Below are 22,606 nucleotides of genomic sequence, written 5' to 3' on the forward strand. Positions count from 1 at the left end.
GGCTAGACTGACGGCCAGCGTTACACCTTCGGTGGGTGCGGGTACACCCACCGCCCGGGCGCTGGCTGTCGCCCGCGCGCGGGCCCGCTGCCGGGCTGTTCCCGCCGGTCCGGCCGGTCGGACCGGCGGCCCGCCGGGGCCGGTCTGCTCTCCTCACTCCTTCTGCGTCCTTGGAGTTTTTGGTGCCCTCCTCCCGTTCACGTCTCTCCCGTGCAGCTGCGGGCAGCACCAGCAGCACGGGTGGTGCCGGTACCACCGGCACCGGCACGGCTCCGGCCGGCGAGGACCCGCTCCTCCCGGCCGCAGGGGGCGTCGGCCCCCCGGACACAGCTGCGGGAACGACCGCTGGCGGTCCGGGCACGACCGGCGGCCGGCCGCCGGGCCCGGCCCACTCCGGCAGCACCCCGCGCGAAGGCGCACGCGGGGCCGAGTCCTCACGCCGTGCCCCCGCCCGGTCCGCCGACGCTCCGTCCGCCCGGTCCGCTGCTCCCGCCCCGGAGCCGGGGGCGGCCGGGTACCTCGTCCTTCCCGGCCCGCAGGACCCGCTGTGGACGTCGATCCCGCGGGGGCCGCGCCAGAACCTGGCGATGCCCGCCTACCAGCTGGTGAACCCGGCACGCGGTCACCTGGCCACTCCGGCGGGCCGCAAGCTGAAGTCCGCCCTCGGAGCCGCGGCCCGGGGCAAGCTCACCGGTCCGCACTGGCTCGCGCTGCTCACCGCTCCCCGCGGCGCGTTCGGCGGCCCGACCAGCCAGCGGGCCGGCCAGATGTACAAGGCCCTAGAGCAGCTTGTGGCCGACCACCTGCGGCCCGCACTGGGCGCGGTCGCCGCGGCCGAGTTCGCCGCCGGGGTGGAACCGGCCCAGGCGCCGCCCGCCGCTCCGGAGACCGACACCACCGTCGGCCCGGCCCCGCTACGTCCGGCCCCGGGCAGCGATGTCCCCCACCCGGCTACCCAGGCCGCCATAACTCCCCTTGTTTCCAAAGCCGTTGACGCTGCATCGGCTGCGCTGGCCGCCACCCCGGTCCCGGACCCCGGCCCGGCCCCCGTGTCCACTGCTGCGCCGGTTGCGGGCGCGGCCGCCGCCGGGTCGGCGCCCGCTCCGGCGGCCGACACCGCCGCCGTGCCGGTCCCCGCTGACCACCCCAACCCAACCGCCGCCGACACGACCGTGCCGCCGGCCTCTCCGGCCGCCCACCCAACGGCGGACAGCCTGCTCCAGGACCTGCTCACGACCGTCGAACACCGGGCGATCCTGTGCGTCACCGGCCCGGCCACCACCGCGACCCCGGCCATTGCCACGGCCACCCAGCAGCAGCTCCTGCCCGCCGTCCAGGTCCGCCCCCACCCCGGCACCGACGAAGCCGCCCTCATCCACGTCCTGTACACCGCCCTCGGTCTCGACCACCGCCGCCCTCGGCCCCGCGCGCGGAACGCCGCGCTGGAGCTGATCGCCGCCGAGCTCGGCCGCGCCGCCCGCCTGCTGGTCGTGCCCGACGCCCACCGCCTGGCCACTGCCGCGCTGCAGACGCTCCACGGTCTGTGGGCGCGGGGCGGGCCGGAGCGCTTCCCCCTGGTCCTGGTCGGCGAGCCCGGTCTCGACACCGTCCTTGACCGCCCCAAGCTGGCGAGCCTGAAGTCCACGGCCGGCCACCACCGCCTGGCCCCCGCGCCGGAGGCGCGTGAGAACGCCCTGGCCGCCAGCCGTCCACCGGGCACCGCTGGCCCGTCCGGTGAAGACCTTGTCACTTCCCGCCCGGCCGTCGGCCGGACCGCACCCGAGCCCGCCACCAGCCGGCCCAGGGCGACCGACGCCGGGGCACACCTGCCGCCGCCCGCCGCTTCCGGCCCGACGGCCCCCGCTCTGGCCGTCGGCCCCGACGTCGCCTCACCCGGCCCCGCGACCACCGTGCCGCGGTCCGCTCCCGGCCAGGCCGCCCCGCCCACCGGAGACCTCACACCGCCGCCCGGCCCCGCCTTCCCCGACACCCCGGCCGACGACCCCGTACCGGCGCCCGCCGCCGCCCCGAACCCCCAGGACACCACCGTGCCCACGGCCCCCCACACCCCCGCCGCCCGGACCCCGGCGCCCGTACCGCCGCGTACCGACGCTCCCGCCGCCGGTTCGCCGCCCACTCCGGCGGCCGACACCGCCACCGTGCCGGACCCCGTCCCGCTGCGCCCCGCTCCGGCCCCGCCTCTGGACCTCGCCCTGGTCCTGGCCCCGAGCCCGCAGACCCTCCACCAGGCCCGCAGCACCCTCCCGCAGCTGATCCGCGCCGCCGGCGAGGGCACCTCCACCCCCCTGGCCCGCGGCACCCACCACGCCCTGCTCACCGCCCCCACCACCGCCACCACCCTGGGCTGGGACCTCACCCCCGCCCCCGCACACGGCACCGCCGACGCCCGCAAGAAACTCGGCGACCTCATCCAGGCCGCCGCCACCGGCCACCCCCAGGTCCTGCGCCGCCACGTCACCCCCCTCGCCGTGCTGCTTCCCGCCACCCCCGACGGCACCCCGCTCCCGCCAACCACTCACCCCGGCCGCCCCGCCCCCGGTACACCCGACACGCCAGCAACAACCCCACACAGCAACGAAGTTGTAACGATTACCCCGGGCGCCGAGCCGGCCGCTCCCGGCAGCCAGCCGACCCCCACCCCGATGCCTGCCGCAGCCGAGCCCGTCCCGGCCACCGTCCCCGCCGCAGCTGCGCCCCTCGCACCGTCCGCCCCGAGCGCGCCCGCGTCCTCGACCGCTCCGACCTCGAACAACCGCGCCCAGGCCAGCACCACCCGCCAGGGATCAACAACCCCGCCCGGTAGCGGGGTTGATGCACCGGACGACACCCTGTTCCCCACCCCGGCGACCCCGGCCGCCACGGTCACCCCCGGCCCGGCCGCGCCGCTGCTGCCGTTGGTCGACCCCTCCGAACTCCTGCCCCTGGTCGACCCGGATGCCCTGCTGCCGCTGGCCGCCGACCCGCCCGCGCCCACCGGACAGCCCGTCCCGGCCCTGGCCGCAGTCGAGCCCGTCCCCGCCACAGCTGCGCCCGGCCAGCTGGCCCCCGCCGACGCCGAGCCGGCCACCTCGAGCGCGCCCGCGCCGGCCGCCGGCGAACCCGCCCTGCACGCCCCCGCGGCCATGCCCCCGCCGGCCACCACGGCCCCCGCGGCGCCCGCCACTCCGCGGCCCCCGCGCCGCCTGGCCCCGCTCGCCGACGCCCTCACGACCGTCCTCACCCCCCAGACCCCCGACCCGCACACCAACACCCCGGCCGGCCCGCGCGCCCTGTTCACCGGCATCCCCACCCTCGACCAGGCCCTCGGCGGCCTCCAGCCCGGCCGCTTCTACCTCGCCGCCGCCGCCCCCGGCATCGGCGCAAGCCTCCTCGCCACCACCACCGCCCGCACCACCGCCCTCGAACACGGCCTGCCGGTCCTCTACGCCGCCTCCGGCCTCACCCGCGCCGACGTCGCCGCCCGGATCGTCGCCGCCCACCTGCACGTCGACTACCGCCGCCTGCGGACCGGCCGCCTCACCCCCGCCGAACAGGCCGACGTCACCGCCCTCCACGCCGAACTCGCCGCCGCCCACCTCTACATCGACGACGGCAGCGACCTCACCCCCGACGCCATCGCCGAGACCGCCGTCGACCTCACCCACCCCACCGGCCAGCCCGGCCTGGCCCTGGTCGTTGTCGACCGCCTCCAGGCCCTCGACGACCCCCGCCTCCCGCTCTCCGGCCCCCGCCTCACCGACGCCGCCCAGGCCCTGGCCCACCTCGCCCGCACCCACCACGTCCCGGTCCTGGCCATCCTCGACACCGACCAGCACGACCTGATCACCACCCTCAGCCTCGACACCACCCTCACCCTCCATCCCCACCCCGATGCCCCCACCACCCAACTCCTCGTCACCATCGCCGAACGCGACCTCGGTACCCAAGCCACCCTCACCCTCACCGCCGACCGCACCCACGCCCGCCTCACCAACCCCACCCCCTCCTACCCCTACGCCACCCACCACCCGGCGCCGGAGGCGCCCACACCGGCCTTCCCTTGGCCCACTGTCGCCGTCCCCGGCCACACCACCCAGAACACCCCCGCTGCGCCCCGGCCCGACGCCGACGCCGAGGTCACCCCGGCCACCGCGGCCGCCCTGGACACCCTGACACCCGACCAGCCCCCCACCCACCCGCTGCGCCCGACCCGGGACCACGCGCCGCGTACGACCACCTCCAGGCCCGCCCGCACCAACGGCGGGGACTACGCCGGCCGGGACTACGGCTACTACCTCGACATGATCAGCTCGGTCGTCGACCAGGCCCTCCAGGAACACGACGGCGACACCAAGGCCACCATCGCCGCCCTGGAAAACAAAGCAATTCCCAACGCAATGGCCCTCTTCGAAGCAACCCGAGTCGGCGGAAACTACGAACACACCGTCTATCCCGAACGCCTCGAATTCCTCAGCAAGAAGACCAAGAAGGGAGCCGACGACATCTGGGAAGGCCGCCACAAGTGGGAGAACGGCCCACTCATGACCCAGCTCAAGGACGGCACCCTCACCAGCGTGGCCGTCGACGTCCTCGACACCAACGCCGCCTACTGCAGCGCCCTGAAGGCTTGGCTGCCCATCGGCTCCCTCGTCCACCAGCCCAACGGCGGCTTCGACCCCAAGCGCTCCGGCGTCTACCTCCTGCCCGAACGCCCCACCTGGCACCACCCGCACCTGCCCGACCCGATCGGCAACCGCCGCGAGCCCGGCCCGGTCTTCCTGGACGACGCCACCATCCGCCTCCTGATCCGCTGCCACAAGCTCGACCTCTGCGATCCCCCGTACATCACCCAGGCCTGGACCTCCGGCGCCTCCGAGAACATCGCGGAGAAGTTCCGCCGCGTCCTCACCACCGCCCGCGAGAAAGCCGTCCTCGAAGGCGATAAAGTCACCGAAGAATACATCAAGACCATCTACTCAATTTTTGTCTCTACCATCGGCGAATCCACCACCAACCGCGACCTCCGCCGACCCGACTGGATGCACATCTTCCGCAGCCAGGCATTCGCCAACCTCTGGTACAAGGCATACCGCGCCCACGAACACGGCCTCACCATCGTCCGCCTCCGCGGCACCGACGAACTCCACATCACCGGAGACTTCCCCTGGCGCACGGTATTCGAAGAAGGCCGCCTCACCACCCAGCTGAAGCTCAAGACCCAGTACACCCTCGGGAAGGCCGCCTGATGTCGACCGACGGCTGGAAGAACTTCGGCAAATACGGCGCCGCCGACGACCCCGAAAACCGCCACGGAAAAATCGTCCTCGCCCGCGCCCTCGAAGACGCCCTGGAACGGATGATCACCGAAGGCGGCATCAAATCCCCCGTCACCACCCGCCGGGGCCTCACCGCCCGCATGAAGTACCTCACCACCACCCAAGGCGGCGCCCAAGCCATGGCCGACGCCGGCATCACCGCCGTCCCCAAGACCATCAGCGCCTGGACCAAGGGCAAGCAACACCCCCTACCCGCCAACCTCGACGCCATCGACACCGCCTACTGGAACCTCCGCGCCGCCAACATCCTCAACAACCCCGGCGCGTTCAAGCAGCACCTCAACAACGCCGGCAAGGGCACCCGGGTCGAGATCCACCCCATCAACCAGGACGTCGTCGACGAACCGCGCCGCCGCGACAACCTGCGCCTCCGCACCCTGCAGGTCCGCTACGTCTGGGACGAAGCCGTCGACGCCATGGTCGCCGGCGACATCGGCAAGCTGGAGGAGATCTGGGACGACATCATCGCCGACCTCGACTCCGACTGGGGCGCCTACACCTACGTCCGCCACATCGGCCTTGGCGCCTGACCACCCCCACCAGCCGCGCGCCCGCCCCACCGGGCTGCAGCTGCGCCCCACCCCAGCTCAGACCAGCACCACCGGGCACAACAGCGCGTACATTTCCCCCGCAGCTGCGCCTCCGCGATGTCCCAAGGGCCGGTGATGCAGCCAGCCAGGGCGAAGAAGACACCGTGGCGGCGCGCGGTACGGCGCCAGACGCGCGAGCTGTTCAGACCGCCCTCGTAGAAGCAGACGCCAGCCCGGCCGGTCACCGTCCTGGACGTTGCCGGCCACGTCCAGGACGGCCGACCAGCCGACCGCCGGCTCCGCCCAGCCCTCGAAGTCACCGAACCGCGCCCACCCGCCGGACGCCAGCCCGGCCAGGTGCGAATCCGGCCCGCGGCCGCCGGCCAACGCGAACGTCTCGACCCGGTGCGAGGCCGCGAAGACCACCTGCGCCCGCTGCCCCTCGACGGCCCACGCCTGCATGCCCAACGGCCGCAACGGCTCGCTGCCGACATCGACGGCGTACATCGTGCCGCCGTCCACCGGTGCGATTTCTCGGTTTGGTGTCAGTTGTGGTGAGAGTCGGCAGTCCTGGCGGGGTGGTGGTTGCACATTCTTGCTGGTCGGGATGGCTTCGGTGTGGGTGGTGGCGGTCACTGGTGACTGTCATGGGGTGAGAGATCGGCGGTCTGGTTCGCTGACGCGGGGGTTATATCCCACCGTGGGTAGTGCTGTCCGGGGTTCGAGAGATCTGATCTGGTTGCGGGTGGTGTCCCGTTTTGATCGTCGGTATGGGAGAGCAGGGCGCTGCCGGTGGTGCGGGCGTGGGGTTGCCGCGTGGGCTGGTGGTGCGGCGTCTGGTGGAGCGCCAGGCGGCCGGTGAGCTGACGTCGCGGCACGTTCGGGCGGTCGCGGACACGGTGGGTGTGTCGGTGCGCACGGTGTGGCGGTGGCTGGCGACGGCGAAGGCCACGGGCGAGGTCGACGGAGCACCCGCCCGTCGGGGTTTCGCGGTGTCGGACGAGACGTGGGCGCTGCTGGCTGAGGTGGGTGGGAACGTCGCGCAGTTGCGGCGTCGGATGGTGGAAGCGGCCGGCGACGGAGTCGATGTGCCGTCGTTGGGGACGCTGCACCGTGTGGTGCGTCGTGACCGGCAGCTGGGCCGGGTGCTGCTGGTCGAGCGGACCCCGGGCCTGGTCGAGCCGCTGCGCCCGGACCCGCTCAGTGAGCTGGGGCTGAACACGGTGGCGGCCCAAGGGGCGGGCGGGCAGGTGTTCCTGCGCGAGCAGACCCATCTGGCCAAGGTGCCGGTCCTGGTGCCCGGCGCGCAGGTCGTCGTCACTCCCTCGGTGGCTTCGGTGGTGCAGCGCGTCGCGCACGCCGCGGCGGTCGGTGCGGTGGCGTGCCTGTACGGGGACGCGGGGCACGGAAAGACGGTGGCTTTGCAGTACGCCCTGTCCCAGTTGCCGAACCCGGTGCGGGTGCGCCGGGTCCATGTCGGGGTGCACCCGTCGGTGCCGGAGCTGCGCCGGGTGCTGGCCGAGGCGCTGGAGCTGAAGCGGCTGCCGCACGGCACCGGCGCGGCGGATCTGGTGCTCCTGGACGCGCTGCGCCAGCCCAGGGTCCTGGTTTTGGACGAGGCGCAGCGTCTGCCTGCTGCTGCGCTGGAGTTCTTGCGGCAGTTGTGGGACCACCCGGACACGGATGTCGCGCTGCTCTTCGCCGGGGCGGGGGCCGAGCGCGCCCTGCGCAAAGTGCCGGCGCTGGCATCACGGGTGCTGACCTGGGAGCTGGTGCCGCGCCTGGCCCAGAGCGAGGTCAGGCCGGTGATGGAGGCGTTCCACCCGCTGTGGGGGCAGGCAACGCCGAAGGACATGGCGTGGGTGGACGAGCACGTCGGGCACGGCAACTTCCGCACTTGGGCGAAGGTGACCTCGCATCTGACAGCGGAGGTCTACGGCCAGGCCCGCGCGGTGGTCGACCGCCCGCTGCTGGAACGGGTCTGCGCCCGGCTCACCGGCCCGCTGTGACGGCCCGCCGGATCACGGACGAGCCGGCGGCGGCGCTGCGGCACCGGGAAGCCGAACAGCCACCGCGCTGGTGGCGGCCCCCGACCCGAGGAAGGCAGGAGAGCGTGGTCGAGCGACCAGAGCCCGCACCCGATGAGACCGACGCAGGCCGGCCGCCCGATGCTGCCCTCCCCGAGGCGTCTCTGACCGCGCTGCGGGGGCCGGCGGTGCGCCGTCTGCTGGCCCTGCGCCAGGAAGGGGCCCTGACGACCCGGCAGGTGCAGCTGGCCGCGCGGTGCCTGGCGGTGACCGAGCGGACGGTGTGGCGGTGGCTGGCCGCCGCCGAACAGGACCCGGCCGCAGCCCGTGAACCCGGATCCCGCGCCCAGAGCAGCATCCGGTTCACCGTCACACCCGAGGTACGCCACCTGCTCGCGCTCTGGAAAGGCAACGTGGCCGCGGTCCACCGCGAACTGACCGCCCGGGCAGCCCGGCAGAACCCGCCGGGCCGGCCGCCGTCGCTGCCTACCCTGCACCGGGCGATCCAGCGGGACCTAACCGCTGGGGAGCGGGCCGGCCTGGCAGCGGGAGAGAGGGCGGCCCGCAAGCACAACGTGTTCCTCACCCGCCCCCGCGGCCACCGCAACCAGGTCTGGGAGACCGACCACATGCAAGCCCCCGTGCTGGTCGTCGTCGACACCGATGCCCAGCCGCGCAGGCCCTGGATCACGTGGTTCGTCGACTGCGCGACCAACGCGATCGCCGGACTCGCCATCACCCCCGGCCACCCCTCCCGCGAGTCCGTCCTGGCCGCGCTGCGCTCCGCGGTGCTGCGCACCGCCCCCTACGGCCCGGTCGGCGGCCTGCCGCAGAAGGTGAGGGTCGACCGCGGCAAGGACTTCCTGTCCTGCACGGTCACCGCCGCGTTCGGGGCGCTGGGCGTCGAGGTGGAGCCGCTGCCGCCCTACACCCCTCACCTGAAGGGCACCGTGGAGGGCCTGAACCGGTCGGTGGAGCGGATGCACCTGGCCGCGCTGCCCGGCTACGTCCACCGGCCCAGGCCGGGACGGCGGCCTGGGCCGGCCGACCGGAGCGCCCTGTTGTCGTTCGAGGAGTTCACCGCCGGCCTGCTGGCCTGGGCCGTGTGGTGGAACACGGAGCACCGCCCCGCACCACTGGGCGGCAAGACCCCGCTTCAGGTCTGGCAGGACGACCCCACGCCGGTGCGCGAGATCCCGCAGGCCGACCTGTGGGCCTTCACCCTCGAGGACGACCGGGCCCATCCACGGGCCGTCACCACCCGGGGTGTGAAGTTCAAGGGCCGCTTCTACATCGCCGCGTGGATGACCAGCCGCACCGGCACCCGCGTGAGCGTGCGCTACATGCCCCACCACGACCACGAGATCGAGCTGTTCGACCCGGCGACCGGCCGCCACCTGGCCACCGCGCACCTGGCCAACGAGGCCACCGCCGAGCAGGTCGCGGCCGTACGCCGCACCCGCGCCGCCCGCGCCCGCGGCCTCGCCAAGGACCTCAAGGACGCCCAGCGCCGCCGTCACGAGCGCTACGCCGCCGCCACCGGACCCGAGGCCCCTCGCCTCCTCGGCCCGCTCACTGCTGCCGAGGCCGACGGGGAACTGGCCGCGGCCGACCTCACCGACCTGGCGGCGCTCGCGTTGCCCGACCTGCTGCCGCTCGCCGCGCCGCCACCTGGCCTGCCGGTCCCCGCGTCGGTGGCCGCCCGCCTCGCCACCGCTGCCCCCCAGCCGGCCGAACCCCGGCCCGCCGGCCCCGCACCCGCCCCCGCATCCGGCTCTGCGCCTGGCTTTGACCCTCTGCCCGCCGAGGAGGAATCGTGACCGGATCCTGGCCGCACTACGTCGACCTGCCCGGCGCGCAGGTGGTCTCCACCCGGGCGCTGCTGATCGCCCAGGAGAACCTGGCCGACACGATCGCGGCGCGGGCGATGATGTGCGTCCACGGCGCCGCCGGACTGGGCAAGACCCTCGCACTCAACACCTGCCTGCGGGAACTCGAACCAACCGAGGACGTGCGCCGTCTGACGTTCCGCGCCCGCCCGACCGCCCGCGCGGTGCGCTACGAACTGTTCACCGCCCTGGACCTTCCAGGCGACCCGCCGCGCCACCCCAGCGAGTTCGACCGCCTGCTGAAGACGACTCTGGCCGAGCACCCGCGCACCCTGCTCGTGGACGAGGCCCAGTGGCTCAACTCGGAGGCGTTCGAATACTTCCGCTACCTGTGGGACGAGCCCGCCACCCAGATCGCGATCGTCTTCGTCGGCGGCGCCGGCTGCCACACCGTGCTGCGCCGAGAGCCGATGCTCTCCTCGAGGGTGTTCATCTGGCAGCAGTTCTCCCGCCTCACCTTGAAAGAGGTCAAGGAGACCATCCCGCTGTTCCATCCGATCTGGGCCACCGCGGACCCCGCCGACATCGCCTTCGCCGACGGCCACGCCGCGCACGGCAACTTCCGCGCCTGGGCCCAGCTGACCGCCCACGCCCGTACCGCGCTGGCCCGCACCGGCCGCTCCCGCATCGACCAGGACCTGCTGCGCTGGGCCTTCAGCCGCCTCGCGTGACCCCTCGCCCCGCGCGCCCACGACGAACCGCGATCGGATGGTTTCCCCGATGATGACCTGCCCCGACCCGCCCCCGGTCACCGTGGTGCTGGACCCGTTCGACGACGCACTCCACACCCGCGCCGCACTGGCCGCGCACGACCCGGCGGCCGGCCGCCTCACCATCCATCCCACCCCCGGCACCGACTCCACGATCTGCCTCGCCTACGACGTGCTCGCCGCACTGGGCAAACCGATTCCCGTCAGCGGCTATCCGGGCCGGGCCGCCGAGCCGCCCTGGGCACTGGCCGCCGCCTGGATCCTCGCCACGTCCACCACCCACCTGACCGTGCTGCGCGCCCACCTGCTGGACACGCGCCGCCTTCAGGACCTGCTCGACCTTCGCTCCCGCACCGGCGTGCGCCTGGCCCTGGTGTGCCACCGCGGCACGGTCCCGGCCCCGGTGGAGCGGATGCTCGCCCCCGCCGGCTACCAGCTCGCGCACGCCCGCGCCGTACTGCCCGGCAGTCAGAAACCCTCCCTGTCCCAATTGCCGCCCTACCGGCCGCTCGCAGGGCGCTGGCTTCCCCTGTCGGCGCTGACGACCCTGGTCGCCCACGACGGCCGCGACCAGCGCTGCCGCTGCACCGCGCCCACCGCCCGGGCCCGCGGCTTCCACCCGCCGCAGATGCGCGCCTCGGTGTCCGAGGAGATCGCCCACCGTCTCCACGCGGCGACCGCCCACCCGCACCTGGCCGCCGAGTTGGCCACCGCAGTCCTCACCGCCGCGTCCACCACCCAGCTGGCCACTGTCCACCTGGGCGACCTGACCCCCGGGGCCACCGCGATCACCCTCCACGACCCGGGCGGGCTGCGGCAAGGCTGCCTGACCCACCAGGTGCCTTCCTGGGCCCGCCCTTTCCTGCTGGCCGCCGCGTACCTGCGCGGCATCGCCGGCGTACCCGACGAGCCGCTGTTCACCCCGCCCTTCCCGGCCAGCGGCCTGCCCTCGGTCACCCGCTTCGCCGAAACCTGCAAACTGCGCCCGCCTCAGCCGCGCCGGTCCCGCCCGGCCGTGGGAACCCGCAGGAGCCAGCCGCCCGGCAAGACCGTCTGGCCGCTGAGCGCCGCCCACTACCACTACCCGTGGGCCGTCACCGAAGACATGCGGGGATGCCCGCCGCCGCCCTCGCCGGGGCGGCGCCGGACGTGAACCTGGCCCGGTGGCAGACTTCTCGGGTCGTCGAATCCGACGAGCAACGAAGCGGCTGACTGACAGGGCCGGCCGACTGGTGGCTCCCGCTGTGAACCGGGATGCGGACCGGGAGCCCGACGGCCGACGATCGGCGCCGGCCGTCAGGCTGTGCAAACCCGTCAGACGGTCAGCACGTCAAGGCTGCAGACGCTGCAGTTGTGCCCGCCTCCGCCGGGGCGGAACCCGTGGCCGAGGGCTTCCAGTTCTTCCGCGGTGACGGGCTGGTACCGGTCGTCGTGGCTAGTCGGGGCTTCGGGGGTGTGGCGGCGGCACAACAGATGGACGCGGTCCTGGGCAAGGTGCGCCACGACCTGGTCCCGCCCGGCCTGTGCCGGCACGAGGATGGTGTCCGGGTCCTCGGGGTCCGGGGCCGGGAGCGCGGGGATGCGGGCTGCGGCGTTGCCGATCGCCTTGGCGCAGGAAGCGCACAGGACGGGTTGGAAGTATCCGTGGCTGCTCACGTCGGCCAGGTGCAGCCCCCACTCGTCGAAGTCCATGCCCTTGTGGCACGCCATGCAGCGCACGCCGTTGGCCGCTTCGACGGCGATGAGGGTGGAGTCGGTCAGGACGACGCTGGAGTTGATCTCCGGCTCGTGCTGCCTGGTCTCGCGCACCCGGTTGAGCGCTTCGTGGTAGCCGATGCCTTCAGCGTGCTGCAGTTCCCTGGCTCGCTGCTGGTCGGTGTTGCGCTTGGTCACGATCGTCTCCTTCGAGACCGGCTCTCTGCGCCCACGCCATCGGCCGGTGAAGAAGGGGATCCGACGGTTCATCAAGTCTGGATCCCGTAGGACCTTCTCCCGGGACTCGCGCGGCGTGGGTGCACGACAGCGGGATGGGCGCTCAGTTCGCCGAGGCACCAGGCTATCTGAAGCGGCGCCAGCGAAGGCGGGACCGAGAATTCAGGGTCCCCGGCCAGGGTGTGTCGGCCGCACTGGCGCGCGGCATCGGCCGTGCGCCCCTGCCTATTTGACGTCCAGAGTGTACAGCCGTACTATTTGTTTAGGTTCTACTGTTTGGGAGTGGTGTCGTGAGGATCGGTTTCGACGGCGAGCAGGTCGAGGTGCCCGACGACCTGGGCCGGGCGCTGCTCGCCGCGCTGCGGGAGGGGAGGATGGTGGAACCGCCGAGGGCCTCCCGTTTCGACGACCTGACCGCGCTGGTCGCCCAAACCAGCCACGTCATCCAGCACCTGGCCGTGTTCAAGGAGCTGGCACTGTCCCGGGCGGACGCCACCAGCGGTTACTCCAACCGCCGCGCGCTGGGCATCGCGGCCGGCATGTCCCCCACACAGCTGGGCCGGGTCCTCGAGGGCCACGGCCTGCCGCGCGACCGGCGCGCCGACGGCGTCAACCTGGTCGTCGCGTTCCGCACCACCGACGACGGCGTCCTGCACCTGGCCGCCGAGCCGGACGTAGCCGCCCTGGGGTCGTTCACCCTGCCGTTCACCCCGGCGGAGCGGGCGACCGAACCGACCGGGTTCGCCGGCCGGGAGCTCACCTTCTACTACCGCCCGCAGGTCCCGCTCGCCGCGGCCGGCCTCGGACGCAGTGCCGGCTACACCCTGCGGCACGCCGAGCGGGGCCTGATCGCCTGCGTCACCGAGGACGTCTTCGACGCCCTGTTCGGCGACCCCCGCCTCGACCCGACCCGACCCAACGGACGCTGAGGAGACCGACCCTGATGTCCGACGAGCTGTTCAACTCCGTCGACGAGCTGCTCGCCGCCGTGCGCACCGGCCTGCCGGTCCCGGCAGAGCGCAAGCGGCTGCGCCTGGCGGCCGGGCTCACCCCGGCGCAGATCGCCGCCGCCCTGCGGGTGAACTCGGCCCTGGTCCAGGGCTGGGAGGACGGCACCGCCGTCCCGGGCCCGGACATCACCCCCGCTTACGCCCGCCTCCTCGACGGCCTGGCCGCGCGCTTCCCCGCACCCGAGCAGCAGGCCGCCCCCGCGCCCGCCTCGGTGCACGCTCCGGCCGCGCCTGAGCAGGCTGCCCTGGCGCCGCAGCAGGTGATGCTGGACCAGAACCCGGATGGCTCACTGGTGATGGGCCCGGCGGCGTCGTGCGTGCAGTGCGGCCAGCCTTCCGTCTACCGGGCCCAGGGCCGCCCGATGCACCTGGGCGGCTTCTGCCGTCCCGCCGCCGCTCCTGCTGCTCCGGCCCCCGCGTCCGCTGCCCCGGCCGTCCAGGCCGAGCAGCCGGTCCCCGCTCCGGCCGTCCAGGCCACGGCCGCCCCGGCGCCCGGGGCTCCGTCCGGCCCGGTCACCGCCGCGCCGCCCCAGCCGGTGCCCGCCGCGTCCCCGGCGCCCGCAGCCCGGGGAAGCCTGCGTCCGGCCGCTTCCCGTAGCCCGGCCCGCACCGCTGCGGCGCGCCCGTCCGCTCCCGCTGCGCCGACGGCGGCGAGGTGGTGGCCGATGGTCGCGCTGGGCGTCGCCGGGGACGGCACCTGGGCGCTGGACATCCCGGGCTTCCCGGCCCCGGCCGGGGTGAAGCTGGGTGACTGGTTCGCGTGGCTGGGGACCGGTCTGCCGCTGCGGATCGAGCGGGCGCACCCGTCCGGGCGGGGCGGTGACGGCACGGTCTGCCTGACCGCCGGCGCGCTCAAGCAGCTCGGCCTGCCCGCCTCCCTCCCGGGCACGGAGAAGGCCCTGGCCTCGCTCCAGGCCAAGCTGGCGAAGGCCGCCGCCACGGTCGGGATGGAGGTCTCCGAGCACGTCGGGCCGACCTTCCACGCCTTCCGCCGCACGGGTTCGGCTGGCGGGCAGAAGACGTCGGTGCGGGTCGTCGTCGCGCCGTGGCTCGGGCAGGGCGATGCTCGCCAGCAGGCCACCAGCGCCCTCGCCCTCCCGCTGGCCACCGCCCCCGACGGCACCGTTGACGGGGCGACGTTCGCCCGCCGCTTCCGGGCCTTCACCACCGACCTCGGCGTCGCCCCTGGCGCGACCACCGCCACCACAGGGATGGCCCTGCTGGAGGCGGTGCGTCCGCGCGTGGAGTGGGTGAAGGACCCGGCGACGGGGGAGTGGTCCTCGCACCTGCGCGAGGGCGCACTCCCGACGGGGGACCTGTGCGTGCCGCCGGCCGCCGGGGCCCGGCACCCGCTGACCCGCGAGCTCCTCAGCAAGGGCGAGGCGGTGTGCGAGGAGGAGGACTACAAGTGGTGGGCCCGCGAGCTCACCGCCGAGGAGTCCGTGCGCCCGTGGGTCGTCGCGGTCGACGTCTGCGCCTCCTACCTCTCGGTCACCGACTCCCTGCGCCTGCCCGCCGGCCCGCTGGAGCTGGTGCAGAACCCGGACTGGAACGGTGGGAAGACCGCCGGCCTGTGGTGGTGCGACTTCGCCACCACGGCGGTCGACGAGTTGCTGCCGCACCCCGCCACCTTCCACGGCCGCCCGCCGACCGGGCCCAGCTGGCACGCCACCCCGACGGTGGCCTACATGGCCACCACCTACGGCTTCGACCCCGCCACCATCCCGCAGGCGTACCTGTCCACCCACACCGTCCCGCTGCTCAAGGAGTGGACCGGGCACCTGCGGGCCGGGTACAAGCGCGCCTACGCCGACCTCGGCCTGGTCGACGGCCAGGGCCCGGAGGAATTCCTCGCCGCCTACGCCGTCCACAAGGACACCGGCACCGACCCGCTCCGCGCGGACGCCCTGATCCTCGCCGGGCTCTACAAGAACATCTACAAGGGCGGCATCGGCAAGTGGGCCGACTCCGCCCGCCACCTCGACGACCAGGTGTGGCTGGAGAAGGTCGCCGCCGCCTGGTCCTACCGTCCCGAGATCCGTTTCCACATCATCGCCGCCGCCCGCATCGCCGCCCACCGCCGCCTGCGCAAGACCCTCCAGCTCACCGGCCGCGCCCCCTTCGCCGTCAACGTCGACTCCTACCTCTACGCCACCGACGCCCCCACCCCCCTGGAACTCCTTTCGGTCAAGGACGACGGCACCCCGGTCCCCGGCGCGCTGCGCCTGGGCATCGCCCCGGGCAGCCACAAGCACGAGTCCTCGATCCCGCTCCCTGCGGCCATCGAGGCGATGGAGCGCCGGGAGCACCCCTCCAAGCTGGTCCACCACTACACCACCGACGGCATGGCGATCGGCCCGGAGCACACCGGCACCAACGGCGATGGCGCCGGCACCGGCAACGACGATGAGGAAGGCGGCAACTGATGGCGGGCGGATTGTTCAACCGGGTACGCGAGGCGCTGTTCCCCTCCCGGAAGGCGCCGGTGCAGTCCACCACGCAGGCCGGCCAGGTGCGCGAGCGCAAGTACGGCGGGAACACCAAGGCCATGGCCGCCGCCTACGGCGTCTCCCCGCGCACCGTGCTGCGCTGGATCGACGGCACCCGCCACCCCACCAAGCAGCAGAACGTCGACCAGCTCAAGCGCGAAGCCGTCGATGTGCAGACCACCGAGCGCGGCCGGGAACGCAAGGCCAAACAGCTCGCCCAGCGCGGCACGATCTCCGGGATCGGCGCCCGGGTCGGCCGCGCCGTCAGCTTCGAGATCCGCGGCTCCGACGCCGTCCGGGCCCGCGACATCCACCTCAACCTCACCGGCGAGCAGGCCGCCGCCCTGGCCCTCGCCGAGGACGAGGAAGACGTGCGGCAGGTCATCGGCCAGGCCCTCGCCGACTACTTCAACGGCGGCGCCGGCTACGGCGGCTTCGGCCCTGATGACTTCGACTTCGACCCCAACGACTTCGACTTGAGCTGACCCACCACAGGTACCGGGCTGGCCGCATAGGCGAGAACTGGTTCTTGCCGCGGAAGCGCCCATGATGGGCTTGGCATACGGGATCATGGGAGTACTGATCGGACTTATCGCCCTGCCGCAGCGGGGCTGGGTGGGCGGGTGCGATGGCTGGAAACCGGGTACGGGCCGTGGTCTTCGACTACAAGGCCGTGTTCGAGAACGGGACGCGGAAGTCCCATCCTGACGTGGCTCAGGTGCTCCACACCCTTGACCAGCAGGGGGTGGTCTGGGTCCTGCTGACGACCGGGCGCGTCGACGCCGCTGCGCACTGCACTGCGGCTGGCCTTCCGCAGCCCGCGCTCTCCCTCTGCCAGGACGACATCCCCGAGCGGAAACCCCGGGGCAGCGGACTCTGGCTGGACGAGGTGGCCGATCGCCTCGGCCTTCGCAAGGCCGAGATGGTGATTGTCGGGACCACCGAGTGGGACTACAGGACCGGCCTCAACGGCAAGGTGCTCCACATTCACGCTCGCTGGGCGAGCGCTCTAGGCACGTCGATCGAATCCCTGGCCGCAGACGACCCGGCCCACCTGTACTGGCTGCTCGACCGACACCTCCTCCACGAACCGGAGTGGCTCTTTGCCCTGGACGACCCGGCGCGCAGGTTCCGCGTCCGTTCGCTGTTCCAGCCCGACGAGACCTTCCCCGGGACACGGCCCACCCGGTTCGACCTGAAGACCATCTTCACCTACGACCAGCAGGTCGAGGTCGGAGACCGCAGCGCGCGGGATGTCCTGATGACGCATCTTCTCTGCTCGGCCTACCTGGACGACTCCCTGCCCAGCCGCGCCTGGTTCTGCGTCTATCCCAGCAGCACCCCGGGCAAGGTCAACGACCAGCTCGCGGAGTTCCTGAAGGTTGCCAGGGTCATGGCGTGCGGGTACTACAAGGACGACCTGCTTGTACGGGCGACCCCGGCGATCGACACGAGCAGGGCCCGCGCTGGCGGACGGCACAGCGAGGTCACGATCGCAACCCAGGCGAACACCGTGCACCTCAACCCGGACCACCGGAGGACCCTGAAGGGCAAAACGGTCATCGTCTTCGACGACTTCACCACCCAGGGCATGAGCCTGGACTGGGCCAGGAACCTGCTGACTGCGGCCGGCGCCAAGGAGGTGATCGGTGTCACCATCGGGAAGTACCGCAAGCCCTACACCTTCTTCACCCCTCGGCTCGGCGTCACGATCGACCCCTACGCCACCAACAGCCTCACCCCGGCCGACTTCACGACCGAGCAGCACATCTCGGCCTTCGGCACCGGGCCAGTGCAGCTCGTCCGGGACACCATGGCCATGTACGTCGCCGGGGAAACCGGTCTGCCCGCCGCGACGGCCCCGGTTCCCACCGGGCTGTCGGTGGACGAAGCTGGGACGGGGTAGACGCCTCGGAGGCGAAGGCCGCGAAGCGCGGGTGCCGGACGGCCGCGGGCCAGTAGGACCGAGGGCCGTGCTGCGCTAAGCCGGACTGCACCCTGGGCCGCCGGTACGGACCCGGCGGCCCGCTGGGCCGCCGGTACGGACCCGGCGGCCCGCTGGGCCGCCGGGGGCCGTCGGCTACAGGCCGCCGAAGGCGAGCTGCTCGAACTGCTCCTCGGCCACCACCGGCGCCGGTGCGACGGGCGCCGAGTCCAACTGGCCGAGGACGTCGTCGAGCGTGGCCACCTCGACGGCGCGGCCCGCGGCGACCATCTTGGCCGCCCAGGTCTCCTGCGCGACCAGTGACCGCAGCAGGAAGACCCGCTTGCCGTGCTCGGAGGCGATCCGTGCCTGCATCTTCGCGCCGGACGTCCGCGACGCCTCGATCACGATGCTGCCCAGGGCGCTCCCAGACGTCACCACGTTGCGCCGCGGAAAGGTCCACGTCGCCGGACCGGAGGTCGGCCAGAATTGCGAGAACAGAGCCCCGCCCTCGCCGACGATCCGCTTCGCCAGCACGCTGTTCGCCGCAGGGTAGACCTTCGCGGCGATGCCGTGACCCAGGACCGCCACCGTCCTGCCCCCAGCATCCAGGGCCTCGACGTGCGCGGCGGTGTCGATCCCCAGCGCCAGGCCGGAGAACACGGCGACGTCCGCCGCCACCAGCCCCTTCGCCATCCGCGCCGCACGGCCGAGACCGACCTCGCTCGCGCCGCGGGTGCCGACGACGGCCAGGGACCGGCGGTCGGCCGTCGACAGGTCGCCCAGGTAGAAGAGGAAGGGGGGCCGGTCGGGCACCAGCCGCAGGTTCTCCGGGTAGGCATGGTCCAGCACAGTGACGATGCGGGCCCCGGCCCGCGCCCCGGCGTCCAGCTCGGCGTCGACCCGCTCACGGGCATCCGCAAGGTGTACCAGACCGGAGCGCAGGACCGGCAAGTTCTTGCGGGCCGCCTCTGACTGCTCCCCGAGGTTCCCTTCGAGCGCCGCTTCGACGCCGTCCGCGCTCGCGCAGGTGCGGGCCAGCAGGCTCCAGTCCACGGATGCGTTGTTGATGCGCAGCGCGCACAGCGCCAGCAGGTCCCGGTGGGCCCCGGAGAGATCACCAGGGGCTGCGCCCTGCAGCGCGGCAGGGGAAAGCGAAGTCATGATCATTCCTTCTACTTACGGCCCGGAACTGTTCGAAGGGTGTTGCGGTACTACCTGGGCCTGCCTTCATCATGGCGCACCCCACCGACAGAGCTCCAGCCCGGGGTCGGGCCGCGTTGCGGCCGGCCTGTGTTGCACCCGGGTGGCCGGTCGGCCAGGCCCGCGTCCGCTGCCCGGCTACTCCCAGCGCATGCCGAGTTCGGTGAGGCGTTGGGCGCGTTCGGCGGGGATGTCCGCGCGCCTGCTGCGGCTGTTGGCGATGAACAGGCCCAAGCTGACTTCAACGGTGGTGCCGTCGGCCAGCAGCAGCGTCTCCTTGTGCTTGCGCGGCACGTTCAGGTTCCCCTCCCGCTCCCGGAACTGGGCGGCGGCCGCCAGGTTCCGGGCCTCCTTCTCCGCGTGCGTCACCTTCGCGGCTGGCCTCTGCTCTGGTGCCGGGGGTTCGAGTCCGAGGACGTGCTCCAGCGCCCACTGCTGGGACGGGACGAGCTTGTCCCAGGCGACCTGCTGGGCGCGGCCCCACCCGGCCAGGTCCTCGCCCTGGACGACGACGCTGCCCGGCTCGGCACCGGCCAGCATCCCGCCCTCCTTGATGTGCTGCCAGGCCAGGATGAAGCACCGCCGCCACTCCACCGGCCAGGACGGGCACCACCCCGCGTCGATCTCGTCCAGGGCGGCCTTGCGGTCGGCGCTCAGCGCGCCGGTCCAGTCCAAGTCCTGCTCGCCGGCCTCCGCCCGACGCTGGAGCGCTTCGGTGCGCCGCTGGGCGGTGCGCAGGTTCTTCATGATGGTCCCGACCGGCCGCCCGCCCCACACCGCTTCGTTCGGCGGGCAGGCGTGCCCGTGCTCGGCCGCGTACCCAGCCACTGCGGCCAGGTTGTCGGTGAAGGCGGTGTCGAACGCGGACCAGATCATGCCCAGCTCGTCGAGCTCCTTGACGCGCTCCGGGTCGAGGACGTCGGCGGCCTTGTAGCGGCGCTGGTCCGCGACCCACACCCCGAGCCGGTGCCCGGACGGCGCCCGGTAGGCGTAGGGCACCTTCACGTCGCCGAACTTCTCCCGGTAGGCGAGCAGCTCCTCCAGGCCCCGCCGGAACTCCGCCCGCTCCGGCTCCAAGACTCGGGTGCGGATGAACGCGGCGATGACCGCCGGGTCGCGCTGGGAGGAGAACTGGAGCAGCTGCGCCTCCCCGGCAGCCGAGCGGCGCTCCTCCGGCTCCCCGGCGTGCTTGGGCTCCCTCGGCGGGCGGGTCTCGGACTGCGGCATGGCCAGGCGCTCCACAGCGGCCGCGTCGTGCGCCCGCAGCGCCATTAGCAGCTTGGACAGCCCGTCGTACGCCCGGGAGGTCAGCAGCTGGTCGCCGTTCTCGCCGACCCCGAGCAGGACGGGCACCACGATCGTGGCGACCTTCCCGCTGCCCGGGTGCATCCGCAGGGCCCGGCCGACAGCCTGGACCAGGTCGACCATCGAGCCGCGCACGTCGGCGAAGAACACCGCGTCGCAGTCGAAGGTGTCCACGCCCTCCGACAGCACCTTGACCGAGGCCAGGATGTACCGCAGCAGCCGCCACCCGTCCTCCCGGACCAGCGACGCGAAGGTGCCCAGCACGGCCCGCCGCTCGGCCGGCGTGTGCTCGGCCTCCAACCACGTCGTCCCAACCAGCGCCGGGTCCGGGTGCAGCGCCGGGTCCTGCTCCCACAGCACCCGGGCGACGTCGCCAAGGCCGGTGCTCAGCGCCCGCGCCTCGGCCACCATGTGGTGGAACGACAGCACCCGGGACAGGTCCCACTCCGCACAGGCGGTCAGCAGGGCCGTCTGCAAGGCCGCCAGCCGCGCTCCCCGGTACTCCACGGACACATCGCTCGCACCGCGCTGCTCCAGGCCCTGGAGGACGGGGTCGGAGACGTCCACGCACAGGATGCGGTACGGGGCGATCACCCCGTCGGAGATCGCGGTTCCGAGGGGGTAGTCGTGGGCGATCGGGCCGAACAACGCCTCGTCGTCCATGCTGGCGATCAGTTCGGCCGTCTCGATCCCGGCCGCCGCCGCCCGCAGCCGATCCGTCTCCTTCACCGCCCACAACCTCGGCGTGGCCGTCATGAACAGCCGCCGGTCACAGGGAATCCGGGCGTTGTCCAGGATCGCCGCCCACGGCCGACCCGCCTGCCCCGAGACCCGGTGCGCCTCGTCCACAACCGCGAGCGAGAAGGCCGGCAGTCCGGCCTGGTGCGCCTTTTCCAGGTGGCCCAGGCCCAGGCTGGCGTAGGTGGCGAACACGGTGACCCGCCCCGCGCCGCTCGTCCACTTCACCAGCTCCGCCGGGTCGGTGGTGCACCGCAGGCCCACAGGCTGCTCGTTGCCCGCCAGAGAGCAGAGCCCGACCGTCCGGCCGCCGTACCCTTCCCGCTGCCAGACCCCGGCCGTCTGCTCCAGCAGCGGCAGGGAGGGCACGATCACCAGCGTCCGCTCCGCGTGGAGCCGGGAGGCGACGTGAACGGCCGTCAGCGACTTGCCCGCCCCCGTCGCCGCCCGGATCTGGCACCGTAGCCCTTCCGGCGGCACCAACCCCGACGCCGGAGGCGTCAGAAGTCGTACTGCCGCGTCGCACGCCTCTTCCTGGTTCGGGCGCAATTTCTTCGCCATAACAACTGTCTCCCTTTTCCGGAATTCATGCGACGCGACATAAAAGCCACAGCGGCCTTTTCGAGGGCTTCCCGGATTCGACGGGAAGCCCGTTTCCCGTGGTGGCGGCTCAGTCTTCGGGCGTCCAGGGGCCCCGGCCGTTGTGCAGGTTATCGGCGAGCTCGTCATGCAGCCTGTGGACGCACTTCGTCACCCACTGACTGAGGTCGGAGAGCCTCTCGAACTGCGATAGCAGCAGCGGACCGGCGATGGTGAAGCTGTGCGGCTCCCGCTCCATGTCGTCGGCGATGCCCGGGAACATCCGGAGCACCCGCCACAGATCGGCCGGAGCCGCCTTCTCGGGGTCCGGCAGCTCAATACCGTCGGCGTCTCGCACGATCACAGCACTCACCATCCATTGAGGAGTCATGTCCGGGCCTTTTGAAGGGGCGCCGAATCCGGGCGATCCTGCGAGTCGAGGGCCGCCCGGAGCCTGTCCAACAATCCAGAGTCTAGCGGGCTACTGTCTTTGATGCACCAGAACGGGCGAAGCCCGCCCCTGTACTACCCCAACGAGTAACCCCCACCCCATGACCACCCATCACCTCTCCACCTTCCAAGGCGCGAAGCGCCCCCACCCACCACCCCCAGCCAGTCCGGGCGAAGCCCGAACACCCCCCACCCCACCCAGGGCCGAAGGCCCCGCCCTGACACCCACCCAACTCCGCAGCGAAGCGCGGAGTTGATCCACCACCACCCAAGCCCGCGCAGCGCCCGTCACCCCACCGGATCGGGCTGCGCCCGATCCGGCCGGCGCAGCCGGCCCGCTGCCCGCGCGCAGTGCGGGCCAGCCCTCGGCTTCGCCGAGGGCCCCGGCCGAAGGCCGGGGCAGTACCGGCGGCGAAGCCGCCGCGCAGCGCCGAAGGCGCAAGCAACCCGGGCCGAAGGCCCGTGGTTACCCGGCGTAGCCGGG

15 protein-coding genes are annotated in these 22,606 nt (G+C 73.1%); 10 read left to right on the forward strand and 5 right to left on the reverse strand.

The window, feature by feature from the left end:
* Positions 1-587 precede the first annotated feature (587 nt).
* Positions 588-5,246 carry a DnaB-like helicase C-terminal domain-containing protein gene (locus tag ACFP3U_RS18715; RefSeq protein WP_380226693.1) on the forward strand — a complete coding sequence of 1,553 codons (4,659 nt, stop codon included), beginning with the start codon at positions 588-590 and terminating at the stop codon, positions 5,244-5,246.
* Positions 5,246-5,866 (forward strand): hypothetical protein, encoded by a 621-nt coding sequence (locus tag ACFP3U_RS18720; protein WP_380226695.1) that lies wholly within the window; start codon positions 5,246-5,248, stop codon positions 5,864-5,866. Before ACFP3U_RS18715 ends, ACFP3U_RS18720 begins: the two co-directional genes overlap by 1 nt.
* A 57-nt stretch (positions 5,867-5,923) precedes the next feature.
* Here the strand turns inward: ACFP3U_RS18720 and ACFP3U_RS18725 are convergent, their stop codons facing one another.
* Complete coding sequence (locus ACFP3U_RS18725; RefSeq protein ID WP_380226696.1) at positions 5,924-6,502, reverse strand: hypothetical protein; 579 nt, start codon at positions 6,500-6,502, stop codon at positions 5,924-5,926.
* A 134-nt stretch (positions 6,503-6,636) separates the two neighbouring features.
* On the opposite strand from ACFP3U_RS18725, the gene ACFP3U_RS18730 reads away from it, so the two are divergent.
* From ACFP3U_RS18730 to ACFP3U_RS18745, 4 genes are all read left to right on the forward strand, one after another.
* Positions 6,637-7,875, forward strand: coding sequence for an AAA family ATPase (locus ACFP3U_RS18730; RefSeq protein WP_380226697.1), 1,239 nt, complete (start codon positions 6,637-6,639; stop codon positions 7,873-7,875).
* A 206-nt stretch (positions 7,876-8,081) separates the two neighbouring features.
* Complete coding sequence (locus ACFP3U_RS18735) at positions 8,082-9,713, forward strand: Mu transposase C-terminal domain-containing protein (RefSeq protein ID WP_380226710.1); 1,632 nt, start codon at positions 8,082-8,084, stop codon at positions 9,711-9,713.
* Positions 9,710-10,453, forward strand: coding sequence for an AAA family ATPase (locus ACFP3U_RS18740; RefSeq protein ID WP_380226698.1), 744 nt, complete (start codon positions 9,710-9,712; stop codon positions 10,451-10,453). The genes ACFP3U_RS18735 and ACFP3U_RS18740 overlap by 4 nt, the downstream gene beginning before the upstream one ends.
* Before the next feature lie 49 nt (positions 10,454-10,502).
* The gene (locus tag ACFP3U_RS18745; RefSeq protein WP_380226699.1) at positions 10,503-11,645 is read left to right on the forward strand and encodes a hypothetical protein; all 1,143 of its coding nucleotides are present in this window, start codon (positions 10,503-10,505) and stop codon (positions 11,643-11,645) included.
* 161 nt (positions 11,646-11,806) lie between these two features.
* Here the strand turns inward: ACFP3U_RS18745 and ACFP3U_RS18750 are convergent, their stop codons facing one another.
* The gene (locus ACFP3U_RS18750) at positions 11,807-12,385 is read right to left on the reverse strand and encodes a hypothetical protein (protein WP_380226700.1); all 579 of its coding nucleotides are present in this window, start codon (positions 12,383-12,385) and stop codon (positions 11,807-11,809) included.
* A 329-nt stretch (positions 12,386-12,714) separates the two neighbouring features.
* Here ACFP3U_RS18750 and ACFP3U_RS18755 point away from each other — a divergent pair, with 329 nt between their 5' ends.
* From ACFP3U_RS18755 to ACFP3U_RS18770, 4 genes are all read left to right on the forward strand, one after another.
* Positions 12,715-13,353 (forward strand): hypothetical protein, encoded by a 639-nt coding sequence (locus ACFP3U_RS18755; protein WP_380226701.1) that lies wholly within the window; start codon positions 12,715-12,717, stop codon positions 13,351-13,353.
* A 14-nt stretch (positions 13,354-13,367) separates the two neighbouring features.
* Complete coding sequence (locus ACFP3U_RS18760) at positions 13,368-15,860, forward strand: helix-turn-helix domain-containing protein (RefSeq protein ID WP_380226702.1); 2,493 nt, start codon at positions 13,368-13,370, stop codon at positions 15,858-15,860.
* Positions 15,860-16,408, forward strand: a complete 549-nt coding sequence (locus ACFP3U_RS18765; RefSeq protein ID WP_380226704.1) for a hypothetical protein — start codon at positions 15,860-15,862, stop codon at positions 16,406-16,408. Before ACFP3U_RS18760 ends, ACFP3U_RS18765 begins: the two co-directional genes overlap by 1 nt.
* Positions 16,409-16,575: 167 nt before the next feature.
* Positions 16,576-17,829, forward strand: a complete 1,254-nt coding sequence (locus ACFP3U_RS18770; RefSeq protein WP_380226705.1) for a hypothetical protein — start codon at positions 16,576-16,578, stop codon at positions 17,827-17,829.
* 174 nt (positions 17,830-18,003) lie between these two features.
* Here the strand turns inward: ACFP3U_RS18770 and ACFP3U_RS18775 are convergent, their stop codons facing one another.
* The 3 genes from ACFP3U_RS18775 to ACFP3U_RS18785 form a co-directional block, all read right to left on the reverse strand.
* The gene (locus ACFP3U_RS18775; RefSeq protein ID WP_380226706.1) at positions 18,004-19,011 is read right to left on the reverse strand and encodes a DNA-processing protein DprA; all 1,008 of its coding nucleotides are present in this window, start codon (positions 19,009-19,011) and stop codon (positions 18,004-18,006) included.
* 177 nt (positions 19,012-19,188) lie between these two features.
* The gene (locus ACFP3U_RS18780; protein ID WP_380226707.1) at positions 19,189-21,654 is read right to left on the reverse strand and encodes a DEAD/DEAH box helicase; all 2,466 of its coding nucleotides are present in this window, start codon (positions 21,652-21,654) and stop codon (positions 19,189-19,191) included.
* A gap of 109 nt (positions 21,655-21,763) precedes the next feature.
* Entirely contained in the window at positions 21,764-22,036 is a 273-nt protein-coding gene (locus tag ACFP3U_RS18785; RefSeq protein WP_380226708.1) for a hypothetical protein, read from the reverse strand.
* Positions 22,037-22,606 lie beyond the last annotated feature (570 nt).

Origin of the sequence: Kitasatospora misakiensis (assembly GCF_042656005.1) — a bacterium.
Lineage (GTDB): Bacteria > Actinomycetota > Actinomycetes > Streptomycetales > Streptomycetaceae > Kitasatospora > Kitasatospora misakiensis.

Coding starts and splice junctions, on each gene's coding strand:
- ACFP3U_RS18780 (WP_380226707.1), bottom strand. CDS start 21,654: ATGGCGAAGAAATTGCGCCCGAACCAGGAAGAGGCGTGCGACGCGGCA.
- ACFP3U_RS18775 (WP_380226706.1), bottom strand. CDS start 19,011: ATGACTTCGCTTTCCCCTGCCGCGCTGCAGGGCGCAGCCCCTGGTGAT.
- ACFP3U_RS18715 (WP_380226693.1), top strand. CDS start 588: ATGCCCGCCTACCAGCTGGTGAACCCGGCACGCGGTCACCTGGCCACT.
- ACFP3U_RS18760 (WP_380226702.1), top strand. CDS start 13,368: ATGTCCGACGAGCTGTTCAACTCCGTCGACGAGCTGCTCGCCGCCGTG.
- ACFP3U_RS18745 (WP_380226699.1), top strand. CDS start 10,503: ATGATGACCTGCCCCGACCCGCCCCCGGTCACCGTGGTGCTGGACCCG.
- ACFP3U_RS18765 (WP_380226704.1), top strand. CDS start 15,860: ATGGCGGGCGGATTGTTCAACCGGGTACGCGAGGCGCTGTTCCCCTCC.
- ACFP3U_RS18720 (WP_380226695.1), top strand. CDS start 5,246: ATGTCGACCGACGGCTGGAAGAACTTCGGCAAATACGGCGCCGCCGAC.
- ACFP3U_RS18730 (WP_380226697.1), top strand. CDS start 6,637: ATGGGAGAGCAGGGCGCTGCCGGTGGTGCGGGCGTGGGGTTGCCGCGT.